This is a genomic window from Phycicoccus sp. (genome assembly GCF_035325325.1).
GTDB lineage: Bacteria > Actinomycetota > Actinomycetes > Actinomycetales > Dermatophilaceae > Phycicoccus.
In genome coordinates, this window is the sequence record NZ_DAOLAC010000013.1 from 67,939 (window position 1) to 86,649 (window position 18,711).

The following is an 18,711-nucleotide window of genomic DNA, read 5'->3' on the forward strand; positions in this document are numbered from 1 at the left end:
TGGCGGGCATGGCCCGTCGCTGAACGGAGAGGAGGGTGAGGTAGATGTCCGACATCACGCTGCCCACCCTCGTGCAGCGCATCCGGGTCGACACCCGGGACATGGCCGCGGCGGAGAAGCGTGCCGCGACCATGTCCCGGAAGCTCCGCGAGGAGCTCGGCGAGACCCGCAAGGAGACCGAGAAGCTCGGCGACTCCAGCGAGAGCACCTCCAAGGACATCGACAAGGTCGGTGCGTCGAGCCGCCGGACCCAGCGCAAGGTGAAGGACCTCGGCGGCGAGGTCAAGGGCACCCAGAAGACCCTCAACCGCTTCAACGCCTCCATCAAAGATGGTGAGGCACACGTCAATTCATTCGGGAACACCACCCGAGACGCGTCCCGTGAGGTCCGGTACTTCTCCACCGAGGTGAAGAAGGTCCGGGACAACACCAACGACCTCGCGAAGGTCACCAACCGGACCGTGCGCGACATCGACGACTTCGGCACCTCCAGCCGCCGAACCGCCCGCGACGTAGACGAGCTCGGCAGGGCTGCCCGCCGCGCCAAGGGCGGCTTCGGTGGGCTGAAGCCGTTCCTGAAGCCCGCCCTCTTCTACGGCCTCTCCGGCTTCATCGCCCCCGCCATCACCTCCCTGAACGCCCTCGGCGGGGCTGGTATCGCTGCCGCCGGTGGGATCGCCCCCGCCCTCGGCACCGTCGCAGCCCTGCCCTCGGTCATCGGCGCCGTCGTCTCCGTGACCAAGGGCCTCAGCGTCGCCACCAAGGGCACCCTGAAGGCTGCCTCCGCCATCGTCGAGTACGGCGCCGGGAGCGAAGAGGCGCAGAAGGCGTTGAAGGCCCTCTCCCCCGAGGCCCGCAAGTTTGCCACCGAGCTCGTCCCCTTCGTCAAGCAGACGAACCTCGCCAAGGAGAACCTCCAGCGGTTCGCGCTGCCCAACCTCGCTAGGGGCCTGAAGGCCGCGCTCCCGGCCATGAAGCTCTTCGCCGCAGCCTCCGGCGACGTCGGCAAGCAGCTCGGCCTCGGCGGGAAGGAGCTCGGGCAGTTCGTCGGCTCCCGCGGCTTCCTGAAGGACCTGCGGGTCCTGACCGCAACCAACACCTCCCTCCTCGGCAACTTCCGCCGATCCCTCGTCCCCATCGTCTCGACCATCCGCAACATCACCGTCGCCGCTGCCCCCATGACCCGCTCCCTCGGTGACGCGGGCGAGCAGTTCGCGAAGTTCCTCAACACCAGCACCACCCGGAACCGGTCCAAGCTGTCCGACTTCTTCGACCGGGCCGGGCGCGCCGCGATCTCCCTGTCGAAGGCGATCGGCAACACCTCCGCCGCGATCTCCCGGATCTCCGGTATCGGCGCGGACGTCTTCTTCGGTGGTAGCGACGGCCTCACCAAGGGCATCGAGGACGCCTCGAAGCGGTTCAACGACTGGACGAAGAGCGCCGACGGCCGGAACTCGATCAAGAAGTACTTCGAGGACATCAAGCCCGTCGCGCAGGAGCTCGGGGCCCTCGGGAAGGACCTCCTGAAGGCCTTCAAGGACCTCTCCCGCGACCCCGACACCGCCGGGCTCATCCGCAAGCTGCGCACCGACCTCCTGCCCGCGATCGTCACCCTCCTGAACAAGAGCAGCGACCTCGCCCCGGCCATCGTCGACATCCTCACGAGCCTGACCGACATCATCGCGGCCATCGACCCGCAGACCCTCCAGATCGTCGCCGAGGCCCTCGGGCTGACCGCCACCGCGATCGCCGGGATCGCGAAGCACGTCCCCGGCTTCTCCGAGTTCGTCTCCCTCGCACTCGCGTACGCCGCGATCCGGAAGTTCCCCGGCCTCGGCGGGATCCTGCCCAGCCTCGGCACCATCGCCACCCGCGGCAAGGGCGCGCTCGGCCGCGGCGGAGCTGCGGGAGGCGTCGGTGGCGCTGGAGGAGGCGGCGTCAGCACCCCCATCGTCACCGGCAGCGGTGGCCGCTCCAAGGGCGGGAAGCCGTCGACGAAGACCTCGACGACCCGGACGAGCAAGGTCCGCGGCAAGGTCGGCGGCGCCGCCGGAGGCCTCGCGACCAGCGCCGCCGTCCTCGTCATCCCCGAGATCGTCAACTCCGCCGCAGAGGGCGCAGCCAGCAAGGGCGAGTCCGGGGCCCTCTCGGCGCAGGACATCATCGCCGCCTACAACGACTCGAAGAAGACGAAGAAGGACCGCGAGGACGCCGCCGACGGGCTCCGCAAGAGCGCCAAGGAGATCGAGGACAGCTCGAAGGGGTTCGGCGGCGCCGTGCTCTACGGCATCAACGACGTCCTCGCGAAGTTCAAGGGCGAGAAGACCCTCACCCAGCAGCAGAACGAGACCGCGACGGCCCTGCGGAACAAGGCGGCGACCATCGAGGGCAGCGCCAAGGTGAAGGCCCCCTCGAACCAGTTCTCGCAGAGCACGATCAGCGGTGTCAGCGGCCTCGCCAAGGCGACCAACCCGCTCCTCCTCCTCGGCACCAGCGTCGTCCCCGGCATCTTCTCCAAGATCACCTCGGCGATCTCCGGCGGGTCCGCGAACGCGGCCGGTGCCGCGTCCAAGGGCGGCTTCAGCATCAAGGACGCCCTCGCCGCGCCGCTCGGGCTCATCCCCGGCGTCGGTACCGCCGTCACCAGCCTCCTGTCCTCCAAGCTCGCCACCGGCCTCCTCGGATCCCAGACCACCGCCTCGACCGGCGGAACCGGGATCTCCTCGGCTGTCTCGCTCGCGCTCTCGCCCATCCCCGGTGCCGGGCTCTTCGCGATCGGCAAGATGGCCTCGAACATCCTCACCGGCATGGGCACCGCCCGCGGCAACGCCGCCACCGGCGCCAGCAACGTCACCGGCGCCGTCCGCGGCAACCTCGCTCCCATCCCCGGCATCGCCGCGTCCAACGTCGACACCGCCGCCGGGAAGTTCGCCGGGTTCGAGGGCAAGGCCTCGGCCAACCTCGGCGACGGGACGACGCTCTACTCCAAGGGCAACAGCCTCATGGGGATGCTCGCCGCCGGGATCAACGCCGGAGCCAGCGTCGTCAGCGGAGCCATCAGCTCAGTTGCCCAGATCATCGCCAACCACCTCCCCGGCTCGCCGGTCAAGGTCGGCCCCCTGACCAAGTTCAATCAGGGCGGCGTCGGCCTCCAGCTCACCAAGATGCTCGCCGACGGCCTCGTCGCCGGAGGCCCCAGCGTCGCCGCCGCCGCGAGCGCCATGGTCTCTGGAATCAGCGCCCCGGCCCTCACCGCCACCGTCGCCGCCCGCAACGCGATCGCCACCCCCACCACCGCCGGGATCGCGACAGGCTACGCAGGACGCCCCTCCGCCGCGACCGGCGGAGGCCCCATCGACAAGCGGGTCATCGTGAACATCGACACCATCAACTCCGGCAAAGACGAAGCGGCGAGCGACACCCTCACCCGCAAGCTGGCCCTTCTTCAGGCGGCGGGGGTGTTCGGATGAGCTCGTGGTCCCCGCTTCAGGACGTCGTCGTCGCGGGCAAGTCGGTCAAGTCCTACGGCTACGGGATGCGGCTTGTCGGTGGTCTCGACTCCGCCCCCGGGCTGCGCGGCGACAACCTCCAGCTCGCCTACCGCCGCGGCCGGGCATGGACCCCGAAGGTCCACGATCAGGCGACCCGGACCCTCGCGATGTGGGTCGACGCGCGCAACCAAGACAGCACGTACCCCGACACCACCGAGGGCTACATCCGGCGCCGCAACGCCAACGTGCGCGAGTTGCTCTCGATGTTCGGCGACGGCAGCGAGCTCGTCGTCGTCGAGCGGCAGATGCTCCTCCCCGACGAGCTCGGTGGCGACCAGACATGGACCGCGCTCGCCGAGAGCTCGAACCCGATCGTCCCGGACTGGGCCGAGGACACCGACGAAGAGGCCTTCTTCAACGTCGACCTCACCTTCCCCGACCCCCGCTGGCGCGGCCCCGAGGGAACCGTCACCGTCACCCGCGGCGGCGCCCCGGTCACCATCGACCACCGCGGCACCCTCGACATCGACGACGCCGTCATCACCTTCCACGGCGGCTCCGGAGGCCTCGGCAACCCGCAGCTCAACCGGGGCTCCAGCTACCTCCGGCTCGGAGTGTCCATCGCCAACGGCGACTCCATCACCGTCGACGTCGGCAACGCCACCGCCGTGCGCGAGTCCGACGGCGCCAACCTCATCGCTGCCGTCGTCTCCTCCGGCTCGCGCGCGTTCATGAACATCCCCAAGGGCACCCCCTCCTTCACCCTCGACGGCACCGGAGCAGGGACCGCCGACATCACCTACCGACCCGCCTTCTACTGAGGAGCCAGCTCATGCCCATCGACCGCCCCGACGGACGCCACTGGTGCGACCCCACCAGCGAGACCCCCGACGAGCACGGCCTCTGGACGTGCACCTGCGGGCAGCAGTGGCGCAAGGTGAACGACCAGCTCTGGGAGCACGCCGACCTCATCCCCATCGACGAGCCGGAGCCCACCACCGAGCAGCTCGCCACGCTCGCCACCACCGAGGAGGACAGCACCGATGGCCGGTAACTACCCCGACGTCCCGTCGTGGCGAATGCCCATCGACCGGGACGGCACCATCGGCGTCAAGGTCAGCGGCGGCGTCGTCACCCAGATGAGCCACGCCGACCTCGTCGTCCTCAACAACGAGAACAGCGACGAGATCGCCCTCGGCGGCGCGTTCGCCGCGTTCATCTTCCCCGAGAAGCGCGACCTCGACGGCTACTTCGCGACGTGGAACGGCGACATCGGCCCCAACCTCGCCGACGTGCAGGTCTCCCCGAACTCGACCAACGGCCTCGACGGCACGTGGACCACCTACTCCGCCAACCGAACCGGAAACTACACGTGGGACGGCCAGCAGTACCGGTCCGCGATCGTCTCCGCCACCGCCCTCGGGATCAAGGCGTTCCGGCTCCGGCCGACCGCCGCCGCCGGTGGCACCCAGCTCGGAACCATGCACCTCTACGGCGAGCCCGTCCCCGGGGAGAACCCGCACCGGCTCGCGATCTGGCACCCCACCCTCGACCAGCGTGTCGGGCCCGCCTACTTCGACTGGGGCGACGTCCCCCGCTCCAGCAGCGAGGAGCGCACCTTCCGCGTCAAGAACCTCTCCCCCAGCCTCACCGCGAACAGCATCCGCGTCGCCATGGAGGCCCTCACCGACACCGCGCCCTCGGTCGTCGGCCAGCACGCGCTCGCCCTCGACGGCACCCTCTACGTCGCGCAGGTCAACATCGGAGCCCTCGCCCCCGGAGCGATCAGCTCGATCGTGCGGCTCCGACGTGTCACCCCGTCCAACGCCGTCTTCGGCCCGTGGGTGATGCGCACCTTCGCCGGGGCGGACTCGTGGTCGTGACGTCATGAGCACGACGTTCGAGCGCAACCTCACCCTCCGGTCGCACTTCGGTGCCGACCGGCACTCGACCCTGTCGCTGCCCATCCTCTACTTCGCGCTCTTCGCCGGAGACCCCGCGGGCATCGGCGTCGAGCCCGACAGCACCGGTGGGTACGCGCGCGTCGCGATGGACAACGACGCCACCCTGTGGGGAACGATCGGCAGCTCGATCGTCACCATCACGAACTCGGCCAGCGGCATCGTCTGGCCCGTCGCGACCGGCGCCTACTCCGTCGGCACCGACGAGCTCACCCACTGGGGCATCTTCGACAACAGCGCCGGAGGGAACCTGCGCTACTTCGGCGAGCTCACCGACCCCATCCTCGTCTCCGGAGCTGGCGACCAGCCCCGCATCCCGGTGAGCACCCTGATCTACTCCACGGCGGCGTAGCCCATGGGGTTCATCGACGGCGCCGCAGCAGGGCGACTCGACAAGCTCACCGCCGAGGCCCGGGCCGTCGTCGCGGCCATCGAGATCCTGCGCATCGAACCCAACATCGGCGACCGGGTCCCGGCGACCACAGTGCCGCTCGTCGTCAACGTCGACTCCACTGCCGGGGTCAACTCCGACGTCGAGTTCGAGGTCGCCACCGACGCTGCCTTCGCTGACCTCGTCGCCACCACTACCGTCACCAACCGGCCCAACGGCTCAGTGACCTACCAGCCTGCCGGGCTCACCACGAACACGACGTACTACTGGCGAGCCCGAGCCTCCCAGACCGGGACAGGATCGTGGTCGGACTGGTTCGGAGACACCGCACCCCAGTGGAACTTCGTCGTCGACGTCAACACCGGGTACGGCACCGAGTACATCTGGGAGAACGTCGGCATCGACCCCAACACCGCCTCCCCGGACGGTGTTCAGCACCTCTACTGGAACGTCGGCGTCGAGAACATCCTCGCCAGCGAGGGCATCGAGTACATCTACGAGAACATCGGCGTCGTCATCACCCTCGCCAGCGCAGGCGTCGACTACGTCTACGAGGGCGACGTCTCCAGCAACACCCCCGTCCCGCACCTCTGGTTCCTCCTGCCGAACTCCGCCCGCCCCCTCGACGGCGTCGCCGTCTACGGCCTCGGCATGGGCGACCTCATCACCACCTACGACGCGAACGTCCAGATCCGCGTCATCGGTGAGACCGACTGGGTCGACGTCGCTGTCGTGTCGTGGCAGACCTTCCCCCCCACCGCCGACGCCTACACCGACGACCGGCAGCTCGACCAGTCCACCGGTGAGATCGACATGCAGCACACGATCGTCGGGATCACCGTCCCCGCCGACGCGGTGCCCCCCGGCTTCGAGGTCAGGATCAGGACGGACGGACCATGACACTGCGCAGCAGCAACAGCCTCTACCTGACCGTCCTCGACCCGCTCCCCCGTGAGCGGGTCGGGTGGTGGTGCGACATCTACGACGGCCTCGCGCCCCAGAACCTCCTCGCGTCCGTCCGCCGCTTCACCGAGCTGACCTTCCTCGACCCCCAGAGCGACGTCGGTTACGGGTCGGTAAGCCTCGACGCCGACGACGACGTCTTCACCGGTGAGCTGCCCAACGGCCTGCCCGCGACCCGCCTCCTCGAACTGCCGAACTACTACCGCGTCATGGACAACGGCGTGGAGCGGTTCCGCTTCTTCTACGAGGGCCGACAGCGCCCCCGCGACAACGGCGCCGTCATCAAGCTCGGCGGCGCAGGCCGCGCGCAGGAGCTCGCCTTCGCGACTGTCCTGCCCGCGCACTGGCCCACCCAGACCAAGGCGATCGTGCGGAAGTACGTCCAGCGCACGTGGGCCTACGTGTGGCTGGAGCTCCTCGCCGAAGCGAAGGCCCGCGGCGCCATCAGCACCGACATCAAGCCCACCTTCAGCGCCACCACCGACTCCCTCGGGCAGCCGTGGACCGACCTCGCCGACTACGAGGTCAACGTCGGCGGCGACCTCCTCTCCCTCCTCCAGCAGTACAAGGAGGCCGCAGGCTTCGAGTGGCACATGACCCCCGCCGGGGCGATCTCTGCCGCAACGAACCTCGGCTTCAACCGCACCAGCAAGGTCCGCTTCTTCGAGGGCATCAACGTCATCAGCGCCGAGGACGCCGAGGACCTCTCCCAGCTCCGCAACGACATCTACGCGCAGGCCGACAACGGCGTCATCGCCCGAGCAGCCAGCGCCGACTCCGTTGCGAAGTACCGCCGCCGCGAGACGTTCCTGACGTCGTCCTCCGGCAAGCTCGACGCCGTCAACCTCACCGTCAACGGCGCCCTCAACGTCCTCCAGAAGCCGATCACCTCCCGCACCTTCAAGGTCCCGCTGGAGCTCGAAGACGTCGACGGCGGCAAGGACCGCCGCGCGTTCGTCGACTACGCCGTCTCCGACCTCATCGGGTACGGCCAGCGTGTCGCCGACGGCTCCGCCGACTACCGGGTCGTGTCCATGGCCGTGAAGGTCGACGACGAGGGCCTCGACCTCGAAGTCACCGTCCAGTCCCGCCGCGAAGAGCTCATCGCCCGCCTCAACCGGATCATGGCCCGCCAGCTCGGCGGCTCCTTCGGGCCCAGCGCGAGCTCGACCACCCTTCAGGGCACGATCAAGCAAGTCGTCAACGGCACCGTCACCTTCGCCGACCTCGTCGACGTCGACGTCGACGGCGCCACCGACGGGCAGATGCCGGTCTGGGACGCGAGCAGCGGCACGTGGGTCGCCCGCAACCGAGTCGTCGCGATCAACGACCTCAGCGACGTCGACACCAGCTCCGGCCCGGCCGACGGTGACGCGCTCGTCTGGGACGCCGGAGAAGGACAGTGGGTGCCCGTCCACGTCGAGGGAGCAGGGGCCTCGCCGTTCGAGTTCACCAGCCCCGCCGACGGCGACTTCATCATCTACAACACCGGGCTCGGGAAGTGGATCAACACCATCCCGGTCCTGAACCAGTTCAGCGACGTCGAAGCCACCCCCTCCGACGGCGACATCTTCGTCTGGGACGACGGCGCCGGGCTCTGGGTCGCCGCGCCCAACCAGATCGCCAGCCTCGCCGACGTCGACCTCACCGGACTCGCCAACGGCGACGTGCTCGTCTGGAGCACCTCCAGCTCGAAGTGGATCCGCACCGTCCCGGACCTCGACTGGCTCACCGACGTCGACGCTCCCACACCGGCCGACGGCGACGCGCTCGTCTGGGACAACAGCGCCGGGAAGTGGACCCCGGCCGCGATCAGCGGAGGCGGTGCGACCGTCCTCGACGACCTCACCGACGTCGACCTCACCCCCGGCCCGAGCGACGGTCAGGCGCTCGTCTACGACGCAGGGACCAGCACGTGGGTGCCCGGCACCGTCTCCGGCGGAGGGGGCGGCGCCACCGTCCTCGACGACCTCACCGACGTCGACACCACCGGCGCGACCAGCGGGCAGGTCCTCGGCTACGACGGCACCGGGTGGGGCCCCGTCGACCAGACCGGCGGCGGTGGCGGCGCGACGTCCATCGACGACCTCACCGACGTCGACACCACCACCGACGTGCCCAGCGTCGGCAACACCCTCGTCTGGGACGGCACCAACTGGGTGCCCGGAACGCCCAGCGGCGGAACCGGAATCATCCTCCTCGACTCCGGCGACAGCGTCCCGGGAGGAACGGCCATCGGGACGATCGTCTACGAGAAGGCGCCGCCGTCGACGGTGTGGGACTTCACCCTCGGGTCACTGCCGAGCGGATGGGCCAAACAGGGCAGCGTCAGCGAGTCCTACTCCGGTGCCGGGCTGAGCGGAGCGTTCGCTCCGGGCGACGCCTTCTACCTGCCGATGACCCCAGCCACGGAGTTCTTCCTCGACCTCTACGTGGAGGTCGACTCCAACACCTCCTCGGCGCTCGTCGGCCCGCACGTCACATCGAGCACCGGTGTAGGTGTCGGAGCAACGTGGTACGGCACCCCCAGCGGCGTCCTCGCAGTCGGGATGACCGACTACTCCACCTACGGCGGGTCCTTCACCGTCACGAACATGACCCCGCTCGTGCCGTCGATCCTGCGGCTACACGGCAGCGGCGGCAACTGGAAGGCCTCGGCGTCGACCGACGGCGGGGTCACCTACAGCCCCGAGACCCCCGTGCTCGCTTGGGGCTTCACGCACGAGCGGATCGGCTTCGGCTCCTGCTACGGCACCAGCACCTTGACGGTCTCCAAGGTCGTCTACACGCCGGGATCGGTCGGGCCCGGCGCCAACTCCGGGCGGGCCAAGGGCTGGTGGGACGGGTCGGCTCTCCAGCCGCTCGCGTAGCTCCGTCGCCGAGCACGTCTACCCGCCCAGCTCCACCTACGCTGAACGTGTCCGCAACCAAGTCGAAGGGATCCGCCGTGCGAACAGCCCGACGTAGCGCCCCCGACGCCCGTCTGGTCCACGCCATCTGGGGCGTGCTCCTGACGTTCGCGTGGCTCGACGTCGGCTGGATGATCTACCTCGGGCTCGGCATCGTCACCGGCGGAGCGCAGCGGATGAGCGGCCCGGGCTATCGAGGGATCACGCTCGTACCGGACGAGCTCGGTCTGTCGCCCCACCTGTTCTGGGGGATCCCTCTCATCGTCGGCGGGTCGGCCTTCCTCCTCGGCCTCTTCGCCCACAACAAGGTCGGCTTCTGGCTGAGGATCGCGGGGATCGTCGTCGGAGCACTGGCCGCGGGATCGCTCTACGCCTTCTTCACAGTCACGAGCGCCGCCAACCCGCGCGTCGGGAACACCGCCCCACCCACCTACCTCTTCGTTGCAGGGTTCCAGCTCGCAATGCTCTACGGCGCCGTCTTCACGCGGCGCATCGAGCCAACCATCCGAACGACGAAGGGGTAGACGTGTGGAGGCAGTGCTGGGGGTCGTCCTCACCGGGATCGCCGCGATCATCACGGCGATCGCCGCGCTGGTCAAGGCATCACGGTGGGCGAACCGAACGACCCGCTCCGAGAACCGGAACCTTCACGAGTACCGCGAAGTCGCGGACCGGGTGATCCGCCTACAGGGCATCCACCTGAACCGGCACAGCATCGAGGACAACGAAGAGATCGCAGAGGCGAAGGCTGAGCTTCAAGCCATGGGGCAACGCATCGACCAAGGAGACACGGAGTGAACCGCATCAGCAGCAGGGTGGACCCGCGACGGGGCTGGCTCGCCATCGCGGTCGCCGCGGCCCTGATCGCCGTCGGCATCGTCGCCGGGCTGGGCTACAAGGTCGTCGTCCTCAGCGACGCCGTCAACGAGCAGAAGAGCACCACCAGCAAGGAGACACAGGCGCGCGTCGAGGCCGACGCCGACCGGCGCGAGCTCGCCGAGCGCCTCGACGACGCCGTCTCGGACGTCAACGCCCTGCGCAACCAAGTCCTCGCGAACGGCGAGCGGCCGGTCGTGGAAGCTCCCAGCCGTGCCGCGACACCCCTGAGCGACGCCGAGGTCCGAGCTGTCGCGCTACAGGTCGTCCGGACCTACGCGGTCGACTCGAACGCCGTCAACGCCATCGTGTCCGCGGCCGTCGCCAAGGTCGAGAAGACACCCGGCCCCAAGGGCGACGGACCAACACAGGATGAGGTCCTCGACGCGGTCCAGTCCGTCGTCATTCCCTACCTCGCAGCTAACCCGCCCAAGGACGGCGTCAACGGCAAGGACGGCGCCGACGGCGCGCCGGGGGCCCCGGGCGTCGGCATCAAGTCGGTCACCTTCGACGACACCCGCTGCCTCATCGTCACCACCCTGACCGACGGCTCCACACAAGAGCTCGGGCCGGTCTGCGGCAAGGACGCCTACCCCGTCACGATCCGGTTCAACTTCGACCTCGACCGGCGCACCACCGTGCTCGTGACGTGCGAGATCAAGGACAACAGCGCCCCGACGGACTGCACCTCCGAGCAGGTCCGGAAGAAGCCGACCCCCACGCCGACGCCCACCACCTCGAACACCACCACCACCTCCTGAAAGGCGCCCCACCATGGGATTCATCGACAAGGCGACGGCGTGGCTCATGCCCGCCAAGCGCAAGGCGATCTACGGCGTCCTCGGCGTGCTCGGCACGCTGGCCGTCTCCCTCGGCTACGCCAGCGACTCCACCGTCGCCAACGTCATCGGGCTCGTCGACGCGGCGCTCGCCGTCGTCATCCTCGCGCTCGCCTCCATCAAGGCGAAGCGCCTCGACTGGACCGTCGCCTACGGCGTCCTCGCGACCCTCGTCGCCGCCATCCGCGTCATCGGCTGGATCGACGACGGTGGCGAGGGGCAGATCATCATGGTCCTCGACGCCGTCGGCCGACTCGCCCCCTTCCTCGCGTTCTTCCGCACCGACCCCGCCACGGAGACCGGCGAGCCCATGAGCGAGTACGTCGCGCGGCACGTCGCCGTGAACTCGCCGGACGTCGTGCCCAGCGTCGTCGTCGACACGGGCAGCGCCGAGGGGCCGCAGGACCCCGACGGGTCCTCCTGACCCTCTACCCTGAACGAGTCGTGGTCGCTGCCGCGACTGCCGCCGGGTTCCAACCCCGGGTGAACCGCCGACGAGCTCGCTCCTCGCTTCGGAGTCCATCGGCATCCGGGTCTCAGGCCCGCGGCAGCGACCACGACTTCCTCATGTTGTGAAGGTGCTTGACAATGCCGGTGGGATGCCGGACTATGTCTCTACCGGGCCAGAGCGAGGCCCCCAACCGAAGGAACCCACGACATGAGCACCACCGACCTCCACGCGAAGCTCGACTCCTACGGCGTCTCCTACGAGGGCGAGCAGGCCCCCTACGTCGAGACCGAGGGCAACGTCACCCTCTCCGAGCTCGCCGCCCGCGGTGGCCGCATCGTCAAGGTCCGCTGGATCGGCGGCGACTTCATCCCGGGCCGTGGCAAGTGCTACGACCTCTCCTACATCCACGGTGAGGTTCCCGCCCCCGCCCGCCCCTGCCGCTCCTGCGACGGCACCGGGCAGCTCCACTTCGGCGCCGGTGAGAACTTCGGCACCACCCAGTGCCACGACTGCGACGAGGACGGAATGGTCCGCAAGATGCGCGTCCGCATCGAGGGCGTGAACGTCTCCAACCTCACCCCGCGACGCGAGATCAAGGGCGAGCTCATCCGCTGGGCCAAGGCCGAAGGCGTCTTCGCGAAGGGCGTCGGCCTCCTCGACGACGCGGTCTTCTCGATCCTCGGCTGACCCACCCCTCGGGGCGCCTCCACCCGGGGGCGCCCCCCAATCTCGGAAGGGAAACCCCCGACATGCCGCGCAACTACCGCCCCGCTCGTACCCCCATCCGCTTCTCGGCCGCAGAGGTTGCGGTCGGCGCCTTCCGGCAAGCCGCCGACGGCACCCCGCTCGACGAGCACGACCGCCCGATCTACTTCGACGAGGAGGCGGAGGTCGACCGGCAGGAGCGGGCCTACCTCCTCTGATCCGTCCCTTCCCCGCAAGGAGCCCCCATGGCAGCCACGGTCACAGTCGCAGGGCCCGGCCTCAACCAGCCCGACGCGCGCCTCGCTCTGGCGCGCGCCCAGAACGACGACCCGCAGCACCGAGGCTTCTACCACCTCCGCTACATGGGCGGCGCCAACGGCTGGGCCGTCGTCCGGATCGACCACCCCAATGACCTCGAAGGACTCACACCGTGAACCACGACGACGACATCATCGAGTGCGGCCACCCCCGGCCCTCCGAGCCTCCGATGCGGCCCTTGCGCATCACCGACCGCGGCGTCATCGTGCTCGCGCTCGTCGCGCTCCTGCCGCTCCTCGCGATCCTCGACCACCTCGACCAGATCGGCTGGACCGCCTACAACCGCTGACCCATCGCCACGTGTCAGACCCACGCGGCATCATCGACAGAGCGCAGAGCGAAGCGCACAGCCCCACCCGGAAGGAACCCGACATGGCTGACCAGCCGACCCCCACGACCACCGAGCTCGTCACGAGCAGCAACGCCCGGTTGGAGATCCAGCCCGGCCAGCAGTGGTGGACCGAAGCGCAGGCCGCGGCCCTGTCCGCGATCGGCCTCGACAAGGTCCCGCAGGGCGACGCCGTCGCCTTCCTCCACCTCTGCCAGCGCACCGGGCTCGACCCCTTCGCCCGTGAGATCTACCTCATCGGCCGCAAGGACAGCACCGCCCCCTCCGGGGTGAAGTACACCTCCCAGACCGCGATCGACGGGTACCGGCACGTCGCCGAGCGCACCGGCGAGTTCCGCGGCACCGAGGGCCCGTGGTGGTGCGGCACCGACGGTCAGTGGTCCGAGGTGTGGTTCTCCGAGGAGCCGCCCGTCGCCGCCAAGGTCGTCGTGAAGCGGGCCATCGACGGCGAGACCGTCCGGTTCGAGGCGGTGGCGATGTACCGGGAGTTCGTTGCGACCAAGGCCGAGTACAAGGACGGCCAGCGCACCGGCCGTGACGTCCCCGCCGCGATGTGGGCCAAGATGCCCGCCCACATGACCGCCAAGTGCGCCGAGGCCCTCGCCTACCGGCGCGCGTTCCCCCGCCAGCTCAACGGCACCTACATCGCCGAGGAGCTCGCCCGCGCGGATGTCGACGCCGAGCAGCAGCATCAGGAGCAGCTCGCCGCCTCCCGCGCCGAGGCTCGGGAGCGGTACGTCCGCCGCCCGTGGGACAAGCCCGCCGAGGAAGGCCCCGGCGAGCCCATGAACCTCGCCGACGCCGCCCCGGGCGACGTGGTCCCGAGCGAGGTGACGCAGCAGCACACGGAGGAGGCGCAGGACGCCGACGTCGAGCCCGACAAGGAGCCGCTGCGCGCCGAGCTCGACGTCATCGCCGACCTCCTGCGCACCACCCCGGGCGCGCTCGCCACCCGAGCTGTGCGAATGTACCGGCGCAACTTGGAGGACTTCGACGGCTGGCAGCTCGAAACGCTCGTCGAGTCTCTGCGCGCGCAGGCCGCTGAGGCGGCTCAGCAGCGCACGCAGAGCGCCGTGGAGGAGCTCGCCGAGGAGAAGGCTGCCGTCTCGGACGCTCCCGAGGCCCCCACGGCGCCGCAGGAGAGCGACGAAGAGCGGGAGGCCCGGGAAGCCGCGAACCACGAGCGCGCCCGCGAGCGTGCCCGCGGGAAGTCCCGCGAGACCCCGGCACAGCGCGCCGCTCGGATCGCTGAGAGCGCCGAGATCGACGCCCATCACGCTCGCGAGTTCGCCGACCGAGCTGCCGCCGCCGAGAGCCAGCCCCACAGCGACGACGAGCCCGACACCCTGATCCCCTGACCCCACGAGCACCATCCCGACCTGAGCGAGAGGTTGACCATGAAGATCCCCAGCGCGCCGCCACCCTGCGGCCACGAGCCCACCTACCGGCGCGGCCTGTGCCGCCGGTGCTACAACGAGTGGCGCGTCACCGTGAAGGCCCACGAGCGCGCCGACGACCACCCCGCCGACGCCCTGCGCGACTGGGACAACTCCCGCGCCCGGTCGAAGAAGACCAGCGAGGCGCGCGCCGCCGGGGTGTTCGGCGTCGGCCCATCCGACCTGAACGCGTGCACCAAGGCGATCGAGCTTCGCGAGCGTCCCCCGGCCGGGCACGAGCCGATCCCCATGGACAAGACCGCCGCGTGGATGGGCTCGCTCATCGACCTCGCTCTGAAGCGCGCACGGCGCAAGCGGTACCCGTGGCGCATGTTCGACGTCAAGGTCGACATCCCCGGCCTCGACCGTCCGGGCGAGGCCGACGAGTTCGACCCCGTCATCGGCCGCGTCATCGACTACAAGAGCGCGGGCCGCTGGAAGTGGGAGAAGTACGGAACCGAGGGCCCGTCCGAGGGCGAGTGGGAGCAGCTCTGCGCCTACGGCCTCGGGCTGGAGGCTGCCGGGTACGACGTGCGCGAGCTGGAGGTCATCGGCGTCAACCGCGACAACGGCGTCATGGAGTCCCACCGGCGCCCCTACAACCGCCGCGTCGCCGAGCAGGCAGTGGTCAAGCTCCACGCGCTCGTCGACGCGCTGGAGTCCGGACGCGAGCTCCCCCGCACCCGGACCGGCCCGACGACCGACCCGATCTGCGCGCGGTTCTGCCCGCACGTGAAGACGTGCTGGAACCTCGACGACGTCCCGCCCGGCCGGACCCCGGAGAACTGGCTCCTCGCCCGCGAGGACGAAGCTGTCGAGCGGATCCTCGTCGACTACGTTGCGGCGCACGCTGCCGAGTCCCCGGCGAAGAGCAAGAAGACCGAGCTGAAGGCGCTCCTGACCGGCGCCGACCCGGGCCGGTACGGCGACGTCGTGCTGTCGTGGACCGGAGGGAACCAGCTCCCCCCGAAGCCGGACCCCGAGGCTCGCGTCACCCAGCTCGAAGAGTCCATGCGCCTCGCGCGCGAGCTCGGCACCCCGCCGGACGACCCCGAGATCCTCCTGTACCCGCAGAAGAGCGGCCGGTCGAACGTCTCGATCAGCGTCAAGCCGGTCCGCAAGGCCCAGCTCGACGAGGAGGCTCGGCAACGCACTGCCGAGACGTCGTGAGGACCTGCGACAAGGCCCAGCCCCGGGCCCATCCCGGCGAAGCGGAGAGCGCCTGCCCTCGTGAGCCGGTCTGGGTCGTGACTTCGTTGCGCGACCCGTGGCCGCTCGCCGTGAGCTGCGCCGAGCACCTGTCCCAGATCGTCTCCGCCCTCGGCTTCGCGTGCGCCGTCCGCGCTCTGGACGGCCTCATCGCCGACTCCCGGCCACCAGCTACCCCCGACTACGACTTCATCCGCGTCGTCGGCCAACCATCCCGCTCGTCCGAGAGGAGCTCCTCGTGAGCCGTCTGCACCCGTCCCACGTCCCGCTCTCCCCCAGTGACCCGCCGCAGCCCGACGCGCTCTTCGACGTCCACGACGTCCCCACGCTCGTCGCCGCGGCCTGCCCCGAGGGCAGCATCGAGGCCCGCTTCCGCGCCTTCCACGAGGCGAACCCGTGGGTCTACGACGCCCTCCGAACCCTCGCCCTCGACCGCGTCCGCAACGGCGCCCGGAAGGTCGGCATCGGGATGCTGTGGGAGGTCCTGCGCTGGCAGTACGAGCGCGCAACGAAGTCCGAGGACGGCCTGAAGCTGAACAACGACTACCGCAGCCGCTACGCCCGCCTTCTCGGCGAGAACGAGGAGGAGCTCGCGGAGGTGTTCTTCACCCGCAGGCTCCGGACGGCCTGAGCGCGACCATGCCCTTCGACACGGTCTACAGCTACTCGAACCCTCGGGTCCGGAAGCTGAGTGACGAGCAGCGCCGGGAGGCCGTCCAGCTCTACGAGCAGGGATGGGCCTACCAGCAGATCGGCGCCAAGTTCGGGGTCTCGGCCAGCGCCATCGTCTACCACGTCACTCGCCGCACGGTGCTGCGCCGCGACCGTCCGCGCCGCCCTGCCGAGAAGCGGCCCAGCGAGGAGCTTCCGACCGTGAGCAGGCCCGGGAAGCTGAGCGACGAGCAGCGCACCCAAGCCGTCGCGCGTGTGCAGTCCGGGGAGTCGATCAGGGTCGTGGCACAGAGCCTCGGGGTCTCGGATGCGGCGATCGCGTACCACGTCCGGAAGGCCCGGGAGGCGGTGCAGTAAGTGCTCGGGAAGGTGAGCAGTTATGCACACTCGATCCTCAGAATGAGTGCTCTTTATCCACCGTTTATCAACAGGTCATCCACAGTCGAAAAGCCGCTTTGACCTGCGCGTTCATGCCCTTTTCCACAGAAATGTGGATCTCCTATTACTGAAGACGAACTACTTAGTCTCCATGTCTTCTCTAGTAGTAGGTCTCAGCTTCGACCTGTGGATAACGTGGACCGCCCGCTGTAAAAGCCCAGATCAGAGCCACTATCACAGCACCCACAGCCTGTGGAGAAAGGTGGGGATAACGTGAATGAGACCCTCGCGAGGCAGCTCGTCGCGGCCCGATCCGGCGGGACGTGCGAGCTCTGCCGGACCACCGCCGCAACGAACTGGGCCCACCGCGTACCCCGAGGTCAGGGCGGGAAATGGGCTCCCAGCAACGGGCTCCACCTCTGCGGATCCGGAACGACCGGATGCCACGGCTGGAGCGAGCGCAACCGCTTCGCGTCCTACGCCTCGGGGTGGCTCCTGAAGAGCTCCGAGGACCCGCTCGTCGTGCCGACATGGATCCAGCCCTCCCACCTCCCCCGCGGCTGGTACCTCCTCGACGACGACGCGTGCTTCGTCTGGGTCGACCACGTCACCGCCGGGCTGCCAGAGATCCCGGCCGAGCTGCCCCCGTGGATCCCCGTGAAGCGTCCGCTGTGACCCATCCCCGCAGCGCCCCGGCCCGGCCTACGATCCACGGCGTGCCCACCGCGCCCGTCCTGAAGCTCCCTACCGCCCCAGCCCGCGGGAAGCGCCGCACCGACCTCGTCGCCGTGCGAGCCCTGACCCGGGCGAAGATCAACCCCAAGGACCACGACCTCGCCCTCCTGCGCGCCTCCCTGCGCCGCTACGGCTACGCCGACCAGATCGTCTGCGACGAGCGCACCAAGGAGCTGATCTCCGGCAACGGACGACTGGAGGTCCTCGCTGACATGGAAGCCTCCGGCGAGAAGCCCCCCGGCGGCATCGAGGTCATCGACGGCATCTGGCACGTGCACGTCACCCGCGGCTGGCGCTCCCTCGACGACGAGCACGCCAAGGGCTACATCGTCGCCGCCAACGCCGTCGGAGAGCGCGGCGGCTGGCACCGAGACATCTACGACGAGATCGTGGCTGAGCTCTCCCCCGAGATCCGCGAGGACTCCGGCATCACCGAGGAGGACATCGCCCGGATCACCGGCAGCCTCGCACCCGGCGGCGAGCTGCCCGACCGGGAACCGCCAGAGCACGACGAGGACGCCGCGACCGAGCAGCCCATCCAGTGCCCGAGCTGCGGCCACCAGTGGACGCCCAAGCCCGGCGAGCCCGGCTACGCCCCCGTCGAGTTCCCCGACTACGAGGACGTCTTCCAGCGCGTCCCGGACGTCTCCCCGCAGGAGGTCGAAGATGCCGAAGCGCACCCATCCCGGTAGCGAGCTGCGCGACGACGACGGCCTCGTTGACGAGCTGGCCGTCGAGATCCTCCTGTCCGGGTCCCGGCGCATCCGCGTCACCCGCGCCGAGCGGGTCGCCGCCGCCCTCCGTCTCTGGGACGAGGGCGTGCGCGACGAGTTCCAGATCCGGTACCGGCTCGGTCTCTCCCCCGGAACGCTCAACACCGTGCTTACCGCCATGCACGAGCAGCTCGCCGCCCGGACCCCGCTCGCCGGGTAGCACGAGGCCCCGCAACCAAGTCGGTTGCGAGGCCCCGCGGTTTTGCTCAGCGCGCTGGCTCGACGATCCCGTAGTAGGCGCCGATGTCCTGCCCC

The 18,711-nt window shown here is 69.6% G+C and carries 23 protein-coding genes; all 23 read left to right on the forward strand.

Features of this window, described 5'->3' with window-relative positions; genetic code table 11:
• Positions 1 to 44: 44 nt before the first annotated feature.
• The 23 genes from PKA89_RS10240 to PKA89_RS10350 all read left to right on the forward strand — a co-directional run bounded on the left by PKA89_RS10240 (position 45) and on the right by PKA89_RS10350 (position 18,616).
• Positions 45 to 3,470: a hypothetical protein gene (locus PKA89_RS10240; RefSeq protein WP_324419152.1), complete on the forward strand. Its 3,426-nt coding sequence runs from the start codon at positions 45 to 47 to the stop codon at positions 3,468 to 3,470.
• Positions 3,467 to 4,312 carry a hypothetical protein gene (locus PKA89_RS10245; protein ID WP_324419153.1) on the forward strand — a complete coding sequence of 282 codons (846 nt, stop codon included), beginning with the start codon at positions 3,467 to 3,469 and terminating at the stop codon, positions 4,310 to 4,312. Before PKA89_RS10240 ends, PKA89_RS10245 begins: the two co-directional genes overlap by 4 nt.
• 11 nt (positions 4,313 to 4,323) lie before the next feature.
• Complete coding sequence (locus tag PKA89_RS10250; protein ID WP_324419154.1) at positions 4,324 to 4,545, forward strand: hypothetical protein; 222 nt, start codon at positions 4,324 to 4,326, stop codon at positions 4,543 to 4,545.
• The gene (locus PKA89_RS10255) at positions 4,535 to 5,374 is read left to right on the forward strand and encodes a hypothetical protein (RefSeq protein ID WP_324419155.1); all 840 of its coding nucleotides are present in this window, start codon (positions 4,535 to 4,537) and stop codon (positions 5,372 to 5,374) included. The genes PKA89_RS10250 and PKA89_RS10255 overlap by 11 nt, the downstream gene beginning before the upstream one ends.
• A 4-nt stretch (positions 5,375 to 5,378) precedes the next feature.
• Entirely contained in the window at positions 5,379 to 5,804 is a 426-nt protein-coding gene (locus PKA89_RS10260) for a hypothetical protein (protein ID WP_324419156.1), read from the forward strand.
• Positions 5,805 to 5,807: 3 nt separating this feature from the next.
• On the forward strand, positions 5,808 to 6,743 hold the full coding sequence (locus PKA89_RS10265; protein ID WP_324419157.1) for a hypothetical protein: 936 nt from the start codon (positions 5,808 to 5,810) through the stop codon (positions 6,741 to 6,743).
• The gene (locus PKA89_RS10270) at positions 6,740 to 9,676 is read left to right on the forward strand and encodes a WD40 repeat domain-containing protein (protein ID WP_324419158.1); all 2,937 of its coding nucleotides are present in this window, start codon (positions 6,740 to 6,742) and stop codon (positions 9,674 to 9,676) included. Before PKA89_RS10265 ends, PKA89_RS10270 begins: the two co-directional genes overlap by 4 nt.
• Positions 9,677 to 9,810: 134 nt before the next feature.
• The gene (locus tag PKA89_RS10275) at positions 9,811 to 10,239 is read left to right on the forward strand and encodes a hypothetical protein (RefSeq protein ID WP_324419159.1); all 429 of its coding nucleotides are present in this window, start codon (positions 9,811 to 9,813) and stop codon (positions 10,237 to 10,239) included.
• 4 nt (positions 10,240 to 10,243) lie between these two features.
• Positions 10,244 to 10,513 (forward strand): hypothetical protein, encoded by a 270-nt coding sequence (locus PKA89_RS10280; RefSeq protein WP_324419160.1) that lies wholly within the window; start codon positions 10,244 to 10,246, stop codon positions 10,511 to 10,513.
• Positions 10,510 to 11,352, forward strand: coding sequence for a hypothetical protein (locus tag PKA89_RS10285; protein WP_324419161.1), 843 nt, complete (start codon positions 10,510 to 10,512; stop codon positions 11,350 to 11,352). The genes PKA89_RS10280 and PKA89_RS10285 overlap by 4 nt, the downstream gene beginning before the upstream one ends.
• Before the next feature lie 13 nt (positions 11,353 to 11,365).
• Positions 11,366 to 11,854: a hypothetical protein gene (locus PKA89_RS10290; RefSeq protein ID WP_324419162.1), complete on the forward strand. Its 489-nt coding sequence runs from the start codon at positions 11,366 to 11,368 to the stop codon at positions 11,852 to 11,854.
• Between the two features lie 234 nt (positions 11,855 to 12,088).
• Positions 12,089 to 12,568, forward strand: coding sequence for a hypothetical protein (locus tag PKA89_RS10295; RefSeq protein ID WP_324419163.1), 480 nt, complete (start codon positions 12,089 to 12,091; stop codon positions 12,566 to 12,568).
• A 62-nt stretch (positions 12,569 to 12,630) separates the two neighbouring features.
• Positions 12,631 to 12,804, forward strand: coding sequence for a hypothetical protein (locus PKA89_RS10300; RefSeq protein ID WP_324419164.1), 174 nt, complete (start codon positions 12,631 to 12,633; stop codon positions 12,802 to 12,804).
• A 27-nt stretch (positions 12,805 to 12,831) separates the two neighbouring features.
• Positions 12,832 to 13,020 (forward strand): hypothetical protein, encoded by a 189-nt coding sequence (locus PKA89_RS10305; RefSeq protein ID WP_324419165.1) that lies wholly within the window; start codon positions 12,832 to 12,834, stop codon positions 13,018 to 13,020.
• Positions 13,017 to 13,193, forward strand: a complete 177-nt coding sequence (locus tag PKA89_RS10310; protein ID WP_324419166.1) for a hypothetical protein — start codon at positions 13,017 to 13,019, stop codon at positions 13,191 to 13,193. The genes PKA89_RS10305 and PKA89_RS10310 overlap by 4 nt, the downstream gene beginning before the upstream one ends.
• Positions 13,194 to 13,276: 83 nt before the next feature.
• Entirely contained in the window at positions 13,277 to 14,611 is a 1,335-nt protein-coding gene (bet, locus tag PKA89_RS10315; RefSeq protein WP_324419167.1) for a phage recombination protein Bet, read from the forward strand.
• A gap of 39 nt (positions 14,612 to 14,650) precedes the next feature.
• Entirely contained in the window at positions 14,651 to 15,859 is a 1,209-nt protein-coding gene (locus tag PKA89_RS10320; RefSeq protein ID WP_324419168.1) for a hypothetical protein, read from the forward strand.
• A gap of 77 nt (positions 15,860 to 15,936) precedes the next feature.
• Positions 15,937 to 16,140, forward strand: a complete 204-nt coding sequence (locus tag PKA89_RS10325) for a hypothetical protein (RefSeq protein ID WP_324419169.1) — start codon at positions 15,937 to 15,939, stop codon at positions 16,138 to 16,140.
• The gene (locus PKA89_RS10330) at positions 16,137 to 16,529 is read left to right on the forward strand and encodes a hypothetical protein (RefSeq protein WP_324419170.1); all 393 of its coding nucleotides are present in this window, start codon (positions 16,137 to 16,139) and stop codon (positions 16,527 to 16,529) included. Before PKA89_RS10325 ends, PKA89_RS10330 begins: the two co-directional genes overlap by 4 nt.
• Positions 16,530 to 16,537: 8 nt before the next feature.
• Positions 16,538 to 16,927, forward strand: coding sequence for a helix-turn-helix domain-containing protein (locus PKA89_RS10335; RefSeq protein ID WP_324419171.1), 390 nt, complete (start codon positions 16,538 to 16,540; stop codon positions 16,925 to 16,927).
• A 543-nt stretch (positions 16,928 to 17,470) separates the two neighbouring features.
• Positions 17,471 to 17,623 (forward strand): hypothetical protein, encoded by a 153-nt coding sequence (locus PKA89_RS10340; protein ID WP_324419172.1) that lies wholly within the window; start codon positions 17,471 to 17,473, stop codon positions 17,621 to 17,623.
• A 41-nt stretch (positions 17,624 to 17,664) separates the two neighbouring features.
• Positions 17,665 to 18,375 carry a hypothetical protein gene (locus tag PKA89_RS10345; protein ID WP_324419173.1) on the forward strand — a complete coding sequence of 237 codons (711 nt, stop codon included), beginning with the start codon at positions 17,665 to 17,667 and terminating at the stop codon, positions 18,373 to 18,375.
• A complete protein-coding gene (locus PKA89_RS10350) occupies positions 18,350 to 18,616 on the forward strand; it encodes a hypothetical protein (protein ID WP_324419174.1) in 267 nt (88 codons plus the stop codon). The genes PKA89_RS10345 and PKA89_RS10350 overlap by 26 nt, the downstream gene beginning before the upstream one ends.
• Positions 18,617 to 18,711: the final 95 nt, after the last annotated feature.

What these genes read in the sequence shown, in the direction of transcription:
- PKA89_RS10260 (WP_324419156.1), top strand. Translation starts at nt 5,379, where the DNA reads ATGAGCACGACGTTCGAGCGCAACCTCACCCTCCGGTCGCACTTCGGT.
- PKA89_RS10300 (WP_324419164.1), top strand. Translation starts at nt 12,631, where the DNA reads ATGCCGCGCAACTACCGCCCCGCTCGTACCCCCATCCGCTTCTCGGCC.
- PKA89_RS10240 (WP_324419152.1), top strand. Translation starts at nt 45, where the DNA reads ATGTCCGACATCACGCTGCCCACCCTCGTGCAGCGCATCCGGGTCGAC.
- PKA89_RS10350 (WP_324419174.1), top strand. Translation starts at nt 18,350, where the DNA reads ATGCCGAAGCGCACCCATCCCGGTAGCGAGCTGCGCGACGACGACGGC.
- bet (WP_324419167.1), top strand. Translation starts at nt 13,277, where the DNA reads ATGGCTGACCAGCCGACCCCCACGACCACCGAGCTCGTCACGAGCAGC.
- PKA89_RS10320 (WP_324419168.1), top strand. Translation starts at nt 14,651, where the DNA reads ATGAAGATCCCCAGCGCGCCGCCACCCTGCGGCCACGAGCCCACCTAC.
- PKA89_RS10290 (WP_324419162.1), top strand. Translation starts at nt 11,366, where the DNA reads ATGGGATTCATCGACAAGGCGACGGCGTGGCTCATGCCCGCCAAGCGC.
- PKA89_RS10265 (WP_324419157.1), top strand. Translation starts at nt 5,808, where the DNA reads ATGGGGTTCATCGACGGCGCCGCAGCAGGGCGACTCGACAAGCTCACC.
- PKA89_RS10305 (WP_324419165.1), top strand. Translation starts at nt 12,832, where the DNA reads ATGGCAGCCACGGTCACAGTCGCAGGGCCCGGCCTCAACCAGCCCGAC.
- PKA89_RS10250 (WP_324419154.1), top strand. Translation starts at nt 4,324, where the DNA reads ATGCCCATCGACCGCCCCGACGGACGCCACTGGTGCGACCCCACCAGC.
- PKA89_RS10255 (WP_324419155.1), top strand. Translation starts at nt 4,535, where the DNA reads ATGGCCGGTAACTACCCCGACGTCCCGTCGTGGCGAATGCCCATCGAC.
- PKA89_RS10270 (WP_324419158.1), top strand. Translation starts at nt 6,740, where the DNA reads ATGACACTGCGCAGCAGCAACAGCCTCTACCTGACCGTCCTCGACCCG.
- PKA89_RS10245 (WP_324419153.1), top strand. Translation starts at nt 3,467, where the DNA reads ATGAGCTCGTGGTCCCCGCTTCAGGACGTCGTCGTCGCGGGCAAGTCG.
- PKA89_RS10335 (WP_324419171.1), top strand. Translation starts at nt 16,538, where the DNA reads ATGCCCTTCGACACGGTCTACAGCTACTCGAACCCTCGGGTCCGGAAG.
- PKA89_RS10295 (WP_324419163.1), top strand. Translation starts at nt 12,089, where the DNA reads ATGAGCACCACCGACCTCCACGCGAAGCTCGACTCCTACGGCGTCTCC.